Origin of the sequence: Pseudonocardia sp. (genome assembly GCF_050246655.1) — a bacterium.
Lineage (GTDB): Bacteria > Actinomycetota > Actinomycetes > Mycobacteriales > Pseudonocardiaceae > Pseudonocardia.
In genome coordinates this window covers 20065-35152 of record NZ_JBFWVQ010000062.1, presented here as the reverse complement: position 1 = coordinate 35152, position 15088 = coordinate 20065, and the positions used below count along the sequence as shown (strand labels likewise).

General features: G+C 75.0%; 12 protein-coding genes and 1 pseudogene. 9 read left to right on the top strand and 4 right to left on the bottom strand.

All coding sequences use genetic code 11. The features are described from left to right. The 4 genes and pseudogenes from AB7J25_RS19290 to AB7J25_RS19275 all read left to right on the top strand — a co-directional run. A pseudogene (locus AB7J25_RS19290) lies at nucleotides 1-885 on the top strand (phosphoketolase); the annotation flags it as partial. Continuing rightward, a complete protein-coding gene (locus tag AB7J25_RS19285) occupies nucleotides 882-1952 on the top strand; it encodes an acetate/propionate family kinase (protein ID WP_428510965.1) in 1071 nt (356 codons plus the stop codon). The pseudogene AB7J25_RS19290 and the gene AB7J25_RS19285, both read left to right, overlap by 4 nt. A gap of 179 nt (nucleotides 1953-2131) precedes the next feature. Further along, the gene (locus AB7J25_RS19280) at nucleotides 2132-2941 is read left to right on the top strand and encodes a sulfite exporter TauE/SafE family protein (RefSeq protein WP_428510964.1); all 810 of its coding nucleotides are present in this window, start codon (nucleotides 2132-2134) and stop codon (nucleotides 2939-2941) included. 39 nt (nucleotides 2942-2980) lie between these two features. Then, the gene (locus AB7J25_RS19275; RefSeq protein WP_428510963.1) at nucleotides 2981-4054 is read left to right on the top strand and encodes a VIT1/CCC1 transporter family protein; all 1074 of its coding nucleotides are present in this window, start codon (nucleotides 2981-2983) and stop codon (nucleotides 4052-4054) included. On the opposite strand, the gene fahA is transcribed toward AB7J25_RS19275, so the two are convergent. The 4 genes from fahA to AB7J25_RS19255 form a co-directional block, all read right to left on the bottom strand. Further along, complete coding sequence (gene fahA / locus AB7J25_RS19270; RefSeq protein WP_428510962.1) at nucleotides 4011-5237, bottom strand: fumarylacetoacetase; 1227 nt, start codon at nucleotides 5235-5237, stop codon at nucleotides 4011-4013. The genes AB7J25_RS19275 and fahA overlap by 44 nt on opposite strands. Then, the gene (locus AB7J25_RS19265; RefSeq protein WP_428510961.1) at nucleotides 5234-6418 is read right to left on the bottom strand and encodes a homogentisate 1,2-dioxygenase; all 1185 of its coding nucleotides are present in this window, start codon (nucleotides 6416-6418) and stop codon (nucleotides 5234-5236) included. Before AB7J25_RS19265 ends, fahA begins: the two co-directional genes overlap by 4 nt. 200 nt (nucleotides 6419-6618) lie before the next feature. Next, complete coding sequence (locus AB7J25_RS19260) at nucleotides 6619-8862, bottom strand: DUF6777 domain-containing protein (RefSeq protein ID WP_428510960.1); 2244 nt, start codon at nucleotides 8860-8862, stop codon at nucleotides 6619-6621. 206 nt (nucleotides 8863-9068) lie between these two features. Next, nucleotides 9069-9800, bottom strand: coding sequence for a hypothetical protein (locus tag AB7J25_RS19255; protein ID WP_428510959.1), 732 nt, complete (start codon nucleotides 9798-9800; stop codon nucleotides 9069-9071). Nucleotides 9801-9990: 190 nt separating this feature from the next. Between AB7J25_RS19255 and AB7J25_RS19250 the strand changes: the two genes are divergently transcribed. The 5 genes from AB7J25_RS19250 to AB7J25_RS19230 are packed head-to-tail and all read left to right on the top strand — an operon-like array spanning nucleotide 9991 to nucleotide 15074. After that, on the top strand, nucleotides 9991-10590 hold the full coding sequence (locus tag AB7J25_RS19250; RefSeq protein ID WP_428510958.1) for a histidine kinase: 600 nt from the start codon (nucleotides 9991-9993) through the stop codon (nucleotides 10588-10590). Beyond that, on the top strand, nucleotides 10581-11243 hold the full coding sequence (locus AB7J25_RS19245) for a response regulator transcription factor (RefSeq protein WP_428510957.1): 663 nt from the start codon (nucleotides 10581-10583) through the stop codon (nucleotides 11241-11243). Before AB7J25_RS19250 ends, AB7J25_RS19245 begins: the two co-directional genes overlap by 10 nt. Before the next feature lie 3 nt (nucleotides 11244-11246). Continuing rightward, nucleotides 11247-12578 carry an ATP-binding protein gene (locus AB7J25_RS19240; protein ID WP_428510956.1) on the top strand — a complete coding sequence of 444 codons (1332 nt, stop codon included), beginning with the start codon at nucleotides 11247-11249 and terminating at the stop codon, nucleotides 12576-12578. A gap of 46 nt (nucleotides 12579-12624) precedes the next feature. Continuing rightward, nucleotides 12625-12894: a helix-turn-helix domain-containing protein gene (locus AB7J25_RS19235; protein ID WP_428510967.1), complete on the top strand. Its 270-nt coding sequence runs from the start codon at nucleotides 12625-12627 to the stop codon at nucleotides 12892-12894. An 8-nt stretch (nucleotides 12895-12902) separates the two neighbouring features. Next, entirely contained in the window at nucleotides 12903-15074 is a 2172-nt protein-coding gene (locus tag AB7J25_RS19230; RefSeq protein WP_428510955.1) for a serine/threonine-protein kinase, read from the top strand. Nucleotides 15075-15088 lie beyond the last annotated feature (14 nt).

Here is a 15088-nt window from a genome sequence, read left to right as displayed (position 1 = left end):
GACGCGATGCTCAACCAGCACGCGAAGTGGCTCAAGACCACCCGGCACATCCCGTGGCGGGCGCCGCTCGCGTCGCTGAACTACCTGCTGTCGAGCCACGTGTGGCGCCAGGACCACAACGGGTTCTCCCACCAGGACCCCGGCTTTCTCGACCACGTCGTGAACAAGAAGGCCGAGATCGTGCGGGTCTACCTGCCGCCGGACTCGAACACCCTGCTGTCGGTGGCCGATCACTGCCTGCGCAGTCGCCACTACGTGAACGTGATCGTCGCGGGGAAGCAGCCGCAGCTCACCTACCTGCCGATGGACCAGGCGATCGCGCACTGCACCCGGGGGCTCGGGATCTGGGAGTGGGCGGGCACCACGGACGGCGAGCCGGACGTCGTGCTCGCCTGCTGTGGCGACGTCCCGACGCTGGAGACGCTGGCCGCGGCGAAGCTCCTGCGCGAGCACTGCCCGGAGCTCGCGGTTCGGGTGATCAACGTGGTGGACCTGATGCGGTTGCAGCCCGACCGGGAGCACCCGCACGGGCTCTCCGATGCGGAGTTCGACGCGCTCTTCACCCCGGACAAGCCGGTGATCTTCGCGTTCCACGGTTACCCGTGGCTGATCCACCGGCTCACGTACTCGCGGCGCAATCACGCGAACCTGCACGTGCGCGGCTACAAGGAGGAGGGCACCACCACCACGCCGTTCGACATGGTGATGCTCAACGACCTGGACCGGTTCCACCTGGTCATGGACGTCATCGACCGGGTACCCGGGCTCGGGTCGCGCTCGGCGGTGCTGCGCCAGCGGATGGTCGACGCCCGGCTGGCCGCGCGCGTCTACACCCGTGAGCACGGCGAGGACGACCCCGAGATCGCGAACTGGCGGTGCGAGTGAGGGTTCTCGTCGTCAACGCCGGCTCGTCCAGCCTGAAGGTGCGCCTGCTCGGCCGAGACGACGAGGTGGAGGAGACCGCCGACGTCGAACCGGGTGCCGACCTCGACGAGCTGCTGGGTGCATGGCCGCGCCCGGACGCCGTCGGGCACCGGGTGGTGCACGGCGGCACCCGGTTCGCCGACCCGGTCCTCGTCGACGACGACGTCCGCAAGGCGCTGGAGGAGCTCACCGCGCTCGCCCCGCTGCACCAGCCGAAGTCGCTGGAGGGCCTGGAGGCGGTGTCGCGGCTGCTCCCGGACGTCCCGGCGGTGGCCTGCTTCGACACGGCGTTCCACGCCACGCTCCCGGCCGCGGCGGCGACCTACGCGGTGCCGGAGGCGTGGCGGGAGCGCTACGCGATCCGCCGCTACGGCTTCCACGGGCTCTCGCACGCCTGGTGCGCGGGCCGGGTGGCGGAGCGGACGGGCGCGCGGCGGATCGTCACGGCCCATCTCGGCGCGGGGGCGTCGCTCGCCGCGGTCCTCGACGGGCGCAGCGTCGACACGACGATGGGCTTCACACCGCTGGAGGGCCTGGTGATGGCGACCCGCTCGGGCACCGTCGATCCGGGCCTGGTGCTGTGGCTGGAGGAGCACGAGCGGCTCAGCCCGCACGAGATCGCGGAGACCCTGGAGCGCCGCTCCGGGCTCGCGGCGCTCGCGGGCACCGCGGACATGCGTGAGGTCGTGGAACGGGCCGGGCGCGGCGAGGAGCGCGCCTGCCTCGCACTCGACGTGTACGTGCACCGCCTCGCCGGCGGGATCGCGGCGATGGCCGCGGCGGCGGGCGGGATGGAGGCGCTGGCGTTCACCGGCGGGGTGGGGGAGCGCGCGAGTGTGGTGCGGGCACGGGCGGCGCGACGCCTGGAGTTCCTCGGCGTCGCCGTCGACGACGCGCGCAACACCGTGCACGGTGGCGGGAACGGTGGCGAGATCACCGGGGCGGACGCCACGGTGCGCACGCTCGTCGTCGCCGCCCGGGAGGACCTGGAGATCGCCCGCGGTGTCCGTGCCGCGCTCCGCCGCTGAGTTCCGCGCCCGACGGGTTATCGACGGGGAGGTCCACGAGGACGATGCGTCCGCGGGGTCACACCCCGCGACCCTTGCCCGCCCGCCGATAATGACCGTACATTCGGTGGCATCCGACGCGGGGAGGCGAGGACGATGCGGGCGACGCCGCTCGTGCGGACCGACGGCCGGCCGTCCCGATGACCGGGATCCTGCTCGCGGTGGTCCTCGGGCTGGCCGTGGGGTTCGTGATCGGCGGCCTGGGTGGGGGCGGCGGTGTCCTCACCGTGCCTGCGCTGGTGTACGTGCTGGGCCTGGACGCGCACGACGCCACCACCGCGAGCGTCGTCATCGTGGGGATCTCCGCCCTCGTCGGCGTGCTCGCGCGCCTGCGGGTCGGCGTGGACCTGCAGCGGGGCCTCGTGCTGGGCCTCGCCGGCCTGCCCGCCGCCTGGGTCGGCACCGTGCTCAACCGCCACGCGGACCAGGCCGTCCTGCTGCTGGCGTTCGCCGTGCTCGTCGTGGCCGTCGCCGTGGCGATGCTGGTCGACGTGCGCGTCCGCACCCGCCGTCCGGCCGAGCCCGAAGCGCCCGCACCGTCCGGCGGCGGCACGGCCGTCGCCGCGCCGCCGCGCCGCCTGGCAGCGGCGACGCGGCTGGTCGCCTGCGGGGTCGCTGTCGGCTTCCTCACGGGGTTCCTCGGTGTCGGTGGCGGGTTCCTCGCGGTGCCGGCGCTGGTCCTCGTGCTGCGGATGCCGATGTCGCTCGCCGTGGGGACGTCGCTCCTCGTCATCGTGATGAACTCGGCGACGGCGCTGGTGGCGAGGGCGGGCGACCTCGCCCTGGACTGGCACGTCGTCGGACCGTTCACGGTCGCGGCCGTCGTCGCGACGCTCGTGGGCAAGCGGATCGCGGACCGGCTCTCCGGCGTCACCCTCACCGTCGCGTTCGCGGCGCTCCTGATCGCAGTGGGCCTGTTCGTCGGCGTCGAGAGCCTGCTGGCCCTCTGACCGCGAACCCGTACACGGTCCTACGGCAGCATGTGTCACGTGGATGATCTGCGCCCCTCCGCGTCCGAGGTCCGCCGCTGGCGCCGCAGACTGGCCGACGAGCGCGAGGAGGCGCAGGTCTACCGCCACCTCGCCACGCGGCGCTCGGGGGAGGAACGCGAGATCCTCCTCGGGCTCGCCGAGGCCGAGGAGCGCCACGCCGCCCACTGGGAGCGGCTGCTCGGGCCGGACGCGGCGAAGCGGCGGTCCGGTGGGGCCCGGCTGCGGCTGCTCGCGCTCCTCGCGCGCCACTTCGGGTCGGTGTTCGTCCTCGCTCTCGCCCAGCGCGCCGAGACGCGCTCCCCGTACCGCTTCGACACCGACGCCACCCCCGCGATGGCGGCGGACGAGCGCATCCACGAGGAGGTCGTGCGGGGCCTCGCGGCGCGTGGCCGGGCGCGGGTGTCGGGGACGTTCCGGGCTGCCGTCTTCGGTGCCAACGACGGGCTGGTGAGCAACCTGGCGCTCGTCCTCGGTGTCGTCGGCGGCGGCGCCCCGACGGCGACGGTGCTGCTCACCGGCCTCGCCGGGTTGCTCGCCGGAGCGCTCTCGATGGGCGCGGGGGAGTACGTGTCGGTGCGCTCCCAGCGTGAGCTGCTCGCCGCGTCGGCTCCGCACACCGACGATGCGCACTCGGTGCTGCCCCAGCTCGACCTCGACGCCAACGAGCTCGCGCTCGTCTACCGCGCCCGCGGCATCCCCGCCGATGAAGCCCGCCTCCGCGCGGCCGAGGCGCTGCGCGACCCGGGCCTCGCCGAGCCGGACGAGACGGGCGTGGACCGCCGCCACGAGGTGGTCGGCTCGGCCACGGGGGCGGCCGCGTCGAGCTTCGCGTTCTTCGCGTCGGGGGCGGCGATCCCCGTGCTGCCGTTCCTGGTCGGGCTGACCGGGACGGCGGCGCTCGTGGTCGGGTTGGTGCTGGTGGGGCTCGCGCTGATGCTCACAGGCGCCACCGTCGGGGTGCTGTCGGGCGGGCCGCCGCTGCGGCGCGCGCTGCGCCAGCTCGCCATCGGGCTGGGGGCCGCGGGCGTCACCTACGGGCTGGGCCTGCTGTTCGGGACGACCCTGGGCTGAGCACCTGACCGGGCGTGACGATCCCCCGGACCTCGCCGAACGAGATCACCGCACCGTCGGGGCCGGGCGCGGTCGCCGAGATCACCACCTCGTCGCCGTCCTCGAGGAAGTTCCGGCTGCCGCCGGGCAGCTCGAGCGGTTCGCTGCCGCCCCAGGTCAGCTCCAGCAGGCAGCCCCGCTGCGCGCGCGCCGGGCCGCTCACCGTGCCCGAGCCGAACACGTCGCCGGGCCGCGTGGGGGCGCCGTTGACGGTGAGGTGGGCGAGCATCTGGGCGGGGGTCCAGTACATGTCGGCGAACGACGGCCGGGAGACCACGTGGCCGTTGATCGCGATGCAGAGCGCGAGGTCGAGCCCCTGCCCGCCGCGCAGGTAGGGCAGCGGTTGCGGCTCCTGCGGGGGCGGATCGACCCAGGCCGCCGCGAGGGCGTCCAGCGGCACCACCCACGGCGACACCGACGTCGCGAACGACTTCCCCAGGAACGGACCCAGCGGGACGGTCTCCCAGGCCTGGATGTCGCGCGCGGACCAGTCGTTGAGCAGGAAGGCCCCGAACACGTGCCCGGCGACGTCCCCGGTCCCGACGGGGCCGGAGGAGCCGGTGCCGAGCAGGAACCCGACCTCGCTCTCGAAGTCCAGGCGCTGCGACGGGCCGAACGCCGGGCCGTCCGCACCCCGGGACTGGCCCGAAGGCCGCCGCACCGGCGTCCCCGACACGTACACCGAACCGGCGCGGCCGTGGTAGCCGCACGGGAGGTGGCGCCAGTTCGGGTGCAGCGGCTCGGCGCGGCCGAAGATCCGCCCGACGTTCGCGGCGTGGTGCTCGCTGGCGTAGAAGTCGACGTAGTCCGCCACCGCGTAGGGCAGGTGCAGCGTGACCTCCTCGACCGGGTGCAGGCGCGTGCGGACCGTGGCCTCCGCATCGGGATCGGAGAGCCACTCCGTGACCGCGGCGCGCACCGTCCGCCAGGCCGGCGGACCGGCCGCGAGCAGCGGGTTCAGCACCGGCCCGTCGAGCAGCGGCACGAGGTCGGGCGCGCGGCGGGCGGCGACGGCCGTGACGTCCAGGACGTCGTCGCCGATCCGCACCCCGACCCGGCGCGACCCTCCGACGTCGAACACCCCGTACGGCAGGTTCGCCGGACCGAAGCCGGTGCGCTCGGGCAGCTCCAGCCAGGTGGTCACCGGCCGCCCGCCCAGGTCCAGGCGTAGGCCGGATCCTCCGCGGCGCGGCCGCCCTCGCCCAGCTCCAGCGGCCGGAACGTGTCCACCATGACCGCCAGCTCGTCCACCTGCTGGACCCCGATGCTGCGCTCGTACGCGCCGGGCTGCGGGCCGTGGCTGTGCCCGCCCGGGTGCAGGCTGATCGAGCCCTGCCCGATCCCGGAGCCCTTGCGGGCCTCGTAGCTGCCGCCGCAGTAGAACATGACCTCGTCGGAGTCCACGTTCGAGTGGTAGTACGGCACCGGGATCGCCAGCGGGTGGTAGTCGACCTTGCGCGGCACGAAGTTGCAGATCACGAAGTTCTGACCCTCGAACACCTGGTGCACGGGCGGCGGCTGGTGCACCCGGCCCGTGATCGGCTCGAAGTCGGCGACGTTGAACGTGTACGGGTAGAGGCAGCCGTCCCAGCCCACGACATCGAACGGGTGGTGCGGCACGACGTAGCGGGTGCCGGTCAGGCCCCGCGAGCCGCGGTGCTTGACCAGGATCTCGACGTCCGTCCCGTCGAGGTGCAGGGGCTCGATGGGGCCGTGGAGGTCGCGCTCGCAGTACGGGGAGTGCTCCAGGAACTGGCCGTAGCGGGACAGGTAGCGCTTCGGTGGCGCGATGTGCGAGTTCGCCTCGATCACGTAGCAGCGCACCTGCCCGTCCGGGAGCCAGCGGTGGGTCGTCGCGCGCGGGAGGATCACGTAGTCGCCCTGGCGGGCCGGGAGCGTCCCGAAGACCGTCTCGACCGTGGCGGAGCCCTCCTCGACGTAGACGCACTCGTCGCCCGTCGCGTTGCGGTAGAGCGGGGACTCCTCACCCGCGACGACGTAGGAGATGCGGACGTCGGCGTTGCCGAGGACGAGGCGGCGGCCCGTGACGACGTCAGCGCTCTTGCCCTCCTCGGCGGGGAACAGGTCGTGCAGCTTGAGGTGGCGGGGCAGCAGCGGCGCGTTCGGGGTAGTGGCCTGGTCGGGCAGCTCCCACGGCTGCGCGTCGGCCACGGCCGAGGGGATGTGGCGGTGGTAGAGCAGGGCGGAGTCGGAGGAGAAGCCCTCCTCGCCCATCAGCTCCTCGTAGTGCAGCCCGCCGCTCGCCGTCCGGAACTGGGTGTGGCGCTTGGGGGGCACGTCTCCACATCGCCGGTAGTACGCCATCACCTCATCGTATGGCGGTCGGGGCGGCGGTGCGGGCATCACGGGGCGGTACGGCGGGCGGCCCGCACACGGGATGGAGCCCGGATCCACCGCTCCCCGTGGGTGGATCCGGGCTCCGGGTCTACCGGTGTCACCCGGCCGGCTGCGGCCGGAGGACCTGCTCACCGGCGGGTCGGCCGGTCGTCGGTCCGGTGGGGTGCTCAGCTGTCGCCGCCCTGGCCGCCGCCGCCCTGGCCGCCGCCTGCCGGGCCGCCGCCTGCCGGGCCGCCGCCTGCGGGGCCGCCGCCTGCGGGGCCGCCGCCTGCGGGGCCGCCGCCTGCCGGGCCGCCGCCTGCGGGGCCGCCGCCTGCGGGGCCGCCGCCTGCGGGGCCGCCGGCTGCCGGGCCGCCTGCGGGGCCGCCGGCTGCCGGACCGCCACCCGGACCCTGGGGGCCTTGCGGACCCTGGGCGCCGCCCTCCGGGCCTGCCGGGGTGTTGCCGGCGGGCGGGGTGTTGCCGGCGGGCGGGGTGTTGCCGGTGGGCGGGGTGTCGCCGGGCGGTGTGTCGCCGGGCGGCGTGTCGCCGGTGGCGGGGTTGCCGCCGCCGGTGGCCTGCGTGCCGTCGGTTGCGGGAGCGTCGGTCATGAACGGGTTGGCCGTGTCGGCACCGCCCGTTGCCGGGGTCCCGGTCCCGGCGTTCGCCGGGTCGGTGCCGGTCGCCGGGTCGGTCCCGGTGGCGGCACCCGTCTCGCCGGTCGCCCCGTCGGTGGTGTCCTGCGTCGTGTCGGTGGTCTCGGTGCCCTCGGTCGTGTCGGTCGTGTCGGTGCCCTCGGTACTGGCGGCCTTCTCGGTGCCGTCGGTGGTGTCGGTGCCCTCGGCGCTGGCGGCCTTCTCGGTGCCGTCGGTGGTGTCGGTGCCCTCGGCGCTGGCGGCCTTCTCGGTGCCGTCGGTGGTCTCGGTGGTGTCGGTGTCGGTGCCGTCGGTGGTCTCGGTGGTGTCGGTGTCGGTGCCGTCGGTGGTCTCGGTGGTGTCGGTGTCGGTGCCGTCGGTGGTCTCGGTGGTGTCGGTGCCGTCGGTCCGGCCGGCGGCCGTGTCGGCCTCCGTCTGCGCGTTCTCCGCGTCCTCCTGGGCCTTCTTGTTGACGGCCTCGGCGTCGTCGGCGGCCGCGTCGGCGTACTTGGCCTGGTTGCGGGCGGTGTCGAGGTCGGTCGTGGCGCGCATCTGGGTGCGCAGGGCCTCGTCGGCGGCGGCCTCGGCGGCGGCGAGCTCGCCCACCGCGCCGGGGACACCGGCGGCGACCTTCGCCTTCGCCGCCTCGACCGCGTCCTGCGCGGTCTTCAGGCGGGCGTCGGCATCGCGGAGTGTGCCCTGCGCGGCGAGGACGTTCGCGGCGGCGTCGTCGGACTTGTCACGGGCGGCGCGGGCGTCCTTCGCGGCCGTGTCGGCGCGCGTCCGGGCCTCCATGGCGGCCTGCTCGAGCTTCGGGTCGGGCTGCGTCGTCGGAGGCTTGTGACCGCCATCTCCACCGCCATCACCACCGCCATCGCCACCGCCACCGCCACCCTCGCCGGGGTGCGGCTTCGGGCTGGGCTTCCACGGGAACGGCTTGCCCGGCTTCTCACGTGGCCGGTCGTCCTCGTAGTCGATGAAGACGTGCTTCGTGATCACGACCGGGGTCGGCTCGACGAACGTGCAGTGTGCGGGCTGGAACGCCGTCCACGGCGCGCCGACGAACTGGACCTTCGTGACGTCGTAGTCGGCGGGGGCGGTGAGCGGGTCGCCGCTGTAGCACTTCACGGTGGGCTGGCCGTATCCGTTGATGAGCACGGCGGTGCCGGCCTGCAGGACGGCCTGGGTGGGGGAGAAGGTGCCGGCCTTGAAGCCGTGGTCGGTGACCGCGGTGTCGGAGCGCAGCAACACCGGCGTCAGGCTGTTGACGAACGTCGGGATGTCGGCGACGTCGATGCCCGCTGCCGCGGCCCATGCCGCCGACTTCACGGTGTCGCCGTCGAGGCCGTCGATGAGCTGCTGGGCGTCGCAGCTGGGGGAGTCCTCCTCGGCGTAGAGCCCGGGCGTGTCGCCCGCGAAGGCGCCGCCGGTGCTGGCGGGCACGGTGACACCGGTCTTGTCCCGGCCCACCGGGGAGAGGAACGGGCTGTCACCCGCCGAGGCCACCGGCTGCAGCTGCACGGTGTCGGCGCGGGCAACGGAGGCCGGGCCGAGCACGATCCAGCCGCCCGCCGCGAAGAGGCCCACGGCGACGGCCGCGAGCCCGACGGTGATCTTGGTGCGCATGCCGCCGCCCTCGGGTGGGGTGGGGCCGGATCCGAAGCCGGGACCGGGACCGGGACCGGTGACGACCGTCCGCCCGTCGTAGGCGCCCCACTGCGGGGGGTATGCGGGCGTCTGCGCGGTGGCCGTCCAGGGTCCCGCGGTGTTCCACGCGCTCTGTCCGGGGTGGGTCATCGCTGGTTCTCCTGACTGGTCCTGGGTCGTGAGGAAGACGATGCCGTCGGCGGTGAACCGCTTCGAGGGTGCGCGCCCCCGGCTGCGTCGCCCCGCCCCCCGGACGCGGGTGGGGCGGGCACCGGGGGCCCTCCCTACCCCTGGACGGCCGCGAGCCCGGACCCGCCGTAGCGGATCCGGGCTCGTCGGTCACCGGTCCCCGAGGGTCATTGGCCGAAGCCAGGACCCCCCGGTCCTCCCGGTCCCCCCGGTCCCCCCGGACCGAAACCGGGACCCCCCGGACCACCGGGACCCCCCTGACCACCGGGACCGAAGCCGGGTCCCCCCGGGCCCTGCGGCCCGCCCGGCCCACCGGGCCCGAACGGACCCTGCTCGTCGGGCCCGCCGCCGAAGCCACCCTGGCCGGGTCCCTGGCCGTCCGGCCCGTCGAAGTCGCCCTGACCGTTCTGGCCGTTCTGGCCGTTCTGGTCGAACCCGCCGCCGGAGGTGCCGTCCTGGCCCGGCGTGGCGGGCGTGGTCGTCGGCAGCGACGGCGGGACATTCGTTCCGGTCGAGCCGACGTCCGGGATCGCGCCGGTGCTGGTGCCGGTGCCGGCGCCGGTCGTCGACACGGGAACCGGGGTGGGCGCGCTCGTCAGGGTGGACGTGAGCACGGCCCCGCCGACCATCCCGAGCACCGCCGCCGCGGCGGCGATTCCGAGAGCGGCCTTCACGGACAGCCCGCGGCGCTCCACCGTCAGCTGGGTGGGCAGGGTCGGGTTGCGGCGCGGGCGCTGCCGCCCACCGGCCGACTGTGCCGCCGACTGTGCCGCCGAGTGCGCCACCGCCCACGGCGGTGTCGACGGCTGGGGTGCGTGCGAGGCACGCGGTGCGCGCGGATGCGGGTTGAGGACGGCGGTCGAGCCCTCCTGCGGTGTGCGCTGCTCGGGGTGGCTCATCGCGTCCCTCCAGGTACGTTTGCGGCTCTTCCGGGAGTGCGTCCAGCTTCGCGCCGTCGGCCGCCGGTCTCGATGGTGTGCACCCCCGCCTCCACGGGGACGACCCGAGGCGTGCGGGTGGGGACAACCCCACCCGGGCTGGGGGCGCGCCCCCCTTCCGCCGGGGGCCCTGCACGGCGAGGATGCGGCGATGGACGGCGTGACGGTCGACCGGCTCGCCTGCGCGCATCGGCGCAAGGAGGCCGAGCTGTGGCGCCGGCGCGCTGAGCTGGAGCGGCGGCTGCACGACGGGGCGTCGCTGCGGCTGTCCGCGCTGGCGTTGCGGCTGGGCCTGCTGCGATACGCCGCGGACGACGCTGCCCTGCAGGCCGGGATCGACGAGCTCCAGGACGAGCTGCACGCCGTCCTCGAGGAGCTGCGGGAGGTGTCGGGGGCGATCCACCCGCCGCTGCTCGCGCAGGCGGGGCTGGGGGCCGCGCTGCGCGAGCTGGCGGAGCGGTGCCCGGTGGAGGTCGTCGTCGCGGCGACCACGGAGCGGTTCGACGCGGTCACCGAGGGCACGGCCTACGGGGTGGTGGCAGCCTGCCTGACGCCACCCGTTCCGGACTGGCCGGTCGCGGTGGCAGTGCGCCGCGAGGCGGAGGAGCTGATGGTGGCTATCGTCGGCGCCGACCCGCGTCATGTCGAGGACCTGGAGGTGCAGGTGGCCCCGCTGGGCGGCAGCGTGTCGTGCGTGCGGAAGCGGCAGCCCGAGGGCGCCACGATCACCGTGCGGTTCCCGTGCGGGTAGCGCTCGCCGAGGACGGCACCCTGTTTCGCGAGGGCCTGCAGCTCCTGCTGCGGGCGGCAGGCCACGAGATCGTCGGAGCGGTCTCCGACGGGGACTCCCTGGTGCGGCTGCTCGACACCGAGGCCGCCGACGTCGCCGTCCTCGACATCCGCATGCCCCCCGAGCCGGACGGAGGCCTGGTGACGGCGGAGCGGCTGCGTGCGCTGCACCCGTCGATGGGGTTGCTGTTCCTGTCGCACTACGCGGAGTCGCACTACCTCATGCGGATCCTGGAGATCGGCACCGAGTCGATCGGCTACCGGCTCAAGGAGAAGGTGGGCAGCGTCGACGTGCTCACCGACACCCTCACCCGCATCGGCGCGGGCGAGATCGTGATCGAGCCGGTGCTCGCGAAGCGGCTGGTGGAGCGGCCCCGGGGCGAGCGCGGGGACGCGATCGCGACGCTGTCGGAGCGCGAGCTGGACGTGCTCAAGCAGATGGCGGAGGGCCGCTCGAACACCGGGATCGCCCAGCAGCTCTTCGTGACGCCGAAGGCGGTGGAGAAGCACATCGCGAACATCTTCGGGAAGCTCGGCCTGCAGGCGGACGCCTCGGAGCACCACCGGCGGGTGCTCGCGGTGCTCGCCTACCTGCGCGCGCAGCGCACGGACTGACCGATGGGCACGGCGGTGCGCGACCTCGCCGAGGAGCTGGCGGACTGCCGCCGCCTGCTGGTGCGGGCGCGCGAGCTGGAGCGCCGCCGGCTGGTCACGGCGCTGGCGGGGGTGACGGCGGACCGCCTGACGGCCCTGCGCCGCCAACTCGCGGCGGCGGCCATGGCGCTGTCGCTCGGTGAGGACGCCGGCCCGGCCCTCGGTCGCGCCCTGGCCGACCTCGACGAGCTCCTGGACCGCTTCCGCGGGATCGCCCGCGGCGTGTACCCGGCGGTGCTGCGCGACCAGGGCCCGTTCGCCGCGCTGGACGAGCTGAGCGCGGGGCTGCCCCGGCCGGTGGTGCTGGACGGTGGGCTGCGTGCCCGGCTGGCCTGGGAGATCGAGTCGGGCCTCTACCACCCCGCGGCGGCGGCCGTCACGGAGCTGGCCGGGCAGCCGGGGGCCACACCCCTTCGGGTGCGGTTCGCGCACGCCGACGGGCGGCTGTCGGTGCGGATCGACGATCCTGCACCGGGCCGGGCCGCGGAGCAGGTCGCGGCGGGACTGCGTGACGAGGCCGAGCGGCTGGCCGCCCTCGGCGGCGACCTCACGGTCGCGGCCCAGCCGGGGTTGATCACGGTCGCCGCCTGGGTGCCCGAGCGGCTCGGGCCCGATCTCAGCGGTGTCCCGGAGGCGGACCTGGCGGCGGCCCGCGCGCAGGCCGAGGCGATCGCGAGCGCCCGCCGCGAGGCCGTCGCCGCGATGGACAGCGAGCGCCGCGCCGTCGAGCGGGATCTCCACGACGGTGCGCAACACCACCTGGTGGCGCTGCGCCTGGCGCTCGGGATGGTGGAGTTCGAGGTCGGGCAGGGTCTCGTCGACACCGCGCGGGACCGCCTCGCGATGCTCGCGGACCGGGTCGCCGAGGCCGAGCTGGTGCTCGCCGAGACCGCAGCGGGGCTCTCGCCCGCCGCACTCACCGAGGGCGGCCTGGCCGCGGCGCTGGCCGCCGAGCGCGACGGCGCGGGGCGCGGGGTGGAGGTCGTGGCGCAGGCGCGGCGGTTCCCGCCCGAGGTGGAGTCGGCCGTCTACTTCTGCTGCCTGGAGGCGGTCGGCAACGCTCGCCGCCACGCCCCGCAGGCGGCGGTGCGGGTGGAGGTGGGCGTGGCAGGCGGGGTGCTGCGGTTCTCGGTCCGCGACGACGGGCCGGGGTTCGTCCCGGGCACCGCATCCGGGGGCCGGGGCCTCGCCAACATGGCGACGAGGATGGCCGGGGTGGGCGGCACGGTCGTCGTCGAGTCCGTGCCGGGGGCGGGGACGACGGTCGCGGGGACGGTCCCGCTGATGCCGGCCTGATCTCGCGCGCGGGCGGGGAACGCGGCCAGAGCCACAGCGGACCGAGCTGCGCGCGACCGGCGAGACCGTCGGCCGCGCCGAGACCGACGGCCACGTCCGGCTCACCCCCCAGGAGCAGCGGATCGCGACCCTCGCCGCGTCCGGTTCGTCCAACCCGGAGATCGCGGCCCTGCTGTTCCTCTCCCGGCGCACCGTCGAGTACCACCTGCACAAGGTGTTCACCGAGCTCGGCATCGCCGGTCGCGCCGACCTTGCCCGGATCGGGCCGGTCGGAGCGGGGCGGCATACTGCGCCCGATACTGCGCCCGACGGGTGAGGGGGTGGGTGGTGGAGCAGTTCGGCCCGTACCGGATCGAGGATCTGATCGGCCGCGGCGGCATGGGCGAGGTCCACCGCGCCTTCGACACCCGCCGCAACCGCCGCGTCGCGCTCAAGCGGCTCCCGCCGGAGCTGGCCTCGGACGCCGGTTTCCAGTCGCGGTTCCGCCGTGAGTCCGAGCTCGCCGCCCGCCTCGCCGAGCCGCACGTCATCCCGATCCACGACTTCGGCGAGATCGACGGCCGCCTGTTCATCGACATGCGCCTCGTCGCCGGCACCGACCTCGACGAGCTCCTGCGCGCATCCGGGCCCCTGCCGCCGGAGCGCGCCGTCGCCGTCGTGGCGCAGGTGGCCTCGGCGCTGGACGCCGCCCATGCCGAGGGCCTGGTGCACCGCGACGTGAAGCCGTCGAACGTGCTGGTCACGGCCGGGGACTTCGCCTACCTCGTCGACTTCGGCGTGGCCCGCGAGATCGAGGGCGAGAACACCGCGCTCACCACCACCGGCTCCACCGTCGGGACGCTCGCCTACCTCGCGCCGGAGCGGTTCGAGGGCCGCGGCGACCACCGCGTCGACGTGTACGCGCTGGCCTGCGTGCTCCACGAGGTCCTCACCGGTGCCAAGCCGTTCCCCGTGACGAGCCTGCCCGCGCTGATCCACGCCCATCTCAACCTCGCGCCGCCGCGCCCGTCGCAGGCCCGCCCGGAGCTGCCCGCCGCGCTGGACGACGTGGTCGCCCGCGGGATGGCGAAGGACCCCGGCAGCCGCTACCCGACGGCCGGAGCGCTGGCGGCCGCCGCCCACGCGGCGCTCACGGGCCCGGCGGCGCACGGGGGCGGGCCGGTGGCGGTCACGGGCACGGGATCCGCCGCGGGATCGACCGGCACGGCGTTCATCGGAGCCCCGTTCACCGCAGGCGACGGTCCCACCCGGTTCACCGGGGCGGACGAGCCGACGCGGTTCGCCGGGGGCGACGGCCCCACCGCGTTCGCCCACGCCGCCCCGCCCACCGGTTGGCCTCCGCCTCCGCAGGCCCCGCCCGGCACGGGGCAGGCGTGGCCGCCGCAGGGTCCCCCGCCGGGACCGGGCGGCACCTGGCCAGGCCCGCCCGTCCCACCGGCGGCGAAGCGCAGGCGCCGCCCGCTCGTCGCGCTCGTCCTGGTGGGCGTGCTCGTGATCGCCGCGGGCGTCGCGGGCGTGGTGTTCCTGCGCCCGGCGGGCTCGTCGAGCCAGGCGGGCGGATCGTCGGCCGCCACGGGTTCCTCCGCGGCCCCCGAGCCGACCACCACCGAGGGCGTCACGACCCTGGATCTCGGCGGGGAGAACGAGTACGCCGCGTTCGACCCGAACGCCTACAACGCCTACGTCACGAGCTCCACCGAACCGGCGCTGAAGGTCATCGGCTCGGACCACCGGATGGCCGCGACGATCCCGGTGGGCTCGGGGCCCCAGCGGGTGACGGTCGGCCCGACCGGCGACCGCGCGTACGTCGCGAACCTCTCCGACTCCAGCGTCACGGTGATCGACACCGCGGCGAACACGGCGGTCGCGACGATCCCGACCGGGGAGTCGACCACCCCGTTCGAGGTCGCGGTGTCCCCGGACGGCGACCGCGCCTACGTCACCACCGCCACGGACGTGGCCGTGATCGACACCGCGACGAACGCGATCACCTCGCGGATCACCTTCCCGAGGGGCAGCCTCACCGCGGCCATCGCGCTCACCCCGGACGGCGGGACCGCGTTCGTCGGGTCCAACGAGCAGGAGATCAGCGTCGTCGACCTCGCCACCGCGACGATCACGAGCACCGTCGACACCGGAACCGACAGCTTCCCCGAGGACATCGACGTCACCCCGGACGGCACCCAGGCCTACGTCACGAACTTCACCGCGGGGACCGTCACCGTGATCGACGTCGCGAGCCTCGCGGTGACGGCGACGATCGACGCCGGCGCGACCGCGAACAACGCCGTGGTCAGCCCGGACGGCAGGAAGGTCTACGTGGCGCTGAGCAGCCCGGACGCCATCGGCGTGATCGACGTGGAGACCGGCCGGATCATCGACCGGCTCGCCGTGCGCTCCATCCCCAAGGACGTGGCCGTGAGCACGGACTCGGCGCTGCTCCTGGTCGTCTACTCCAACGACTCGCGCGTGGACCTGTACCCGCTCACGAGCTGATCGTCCTCACGGGC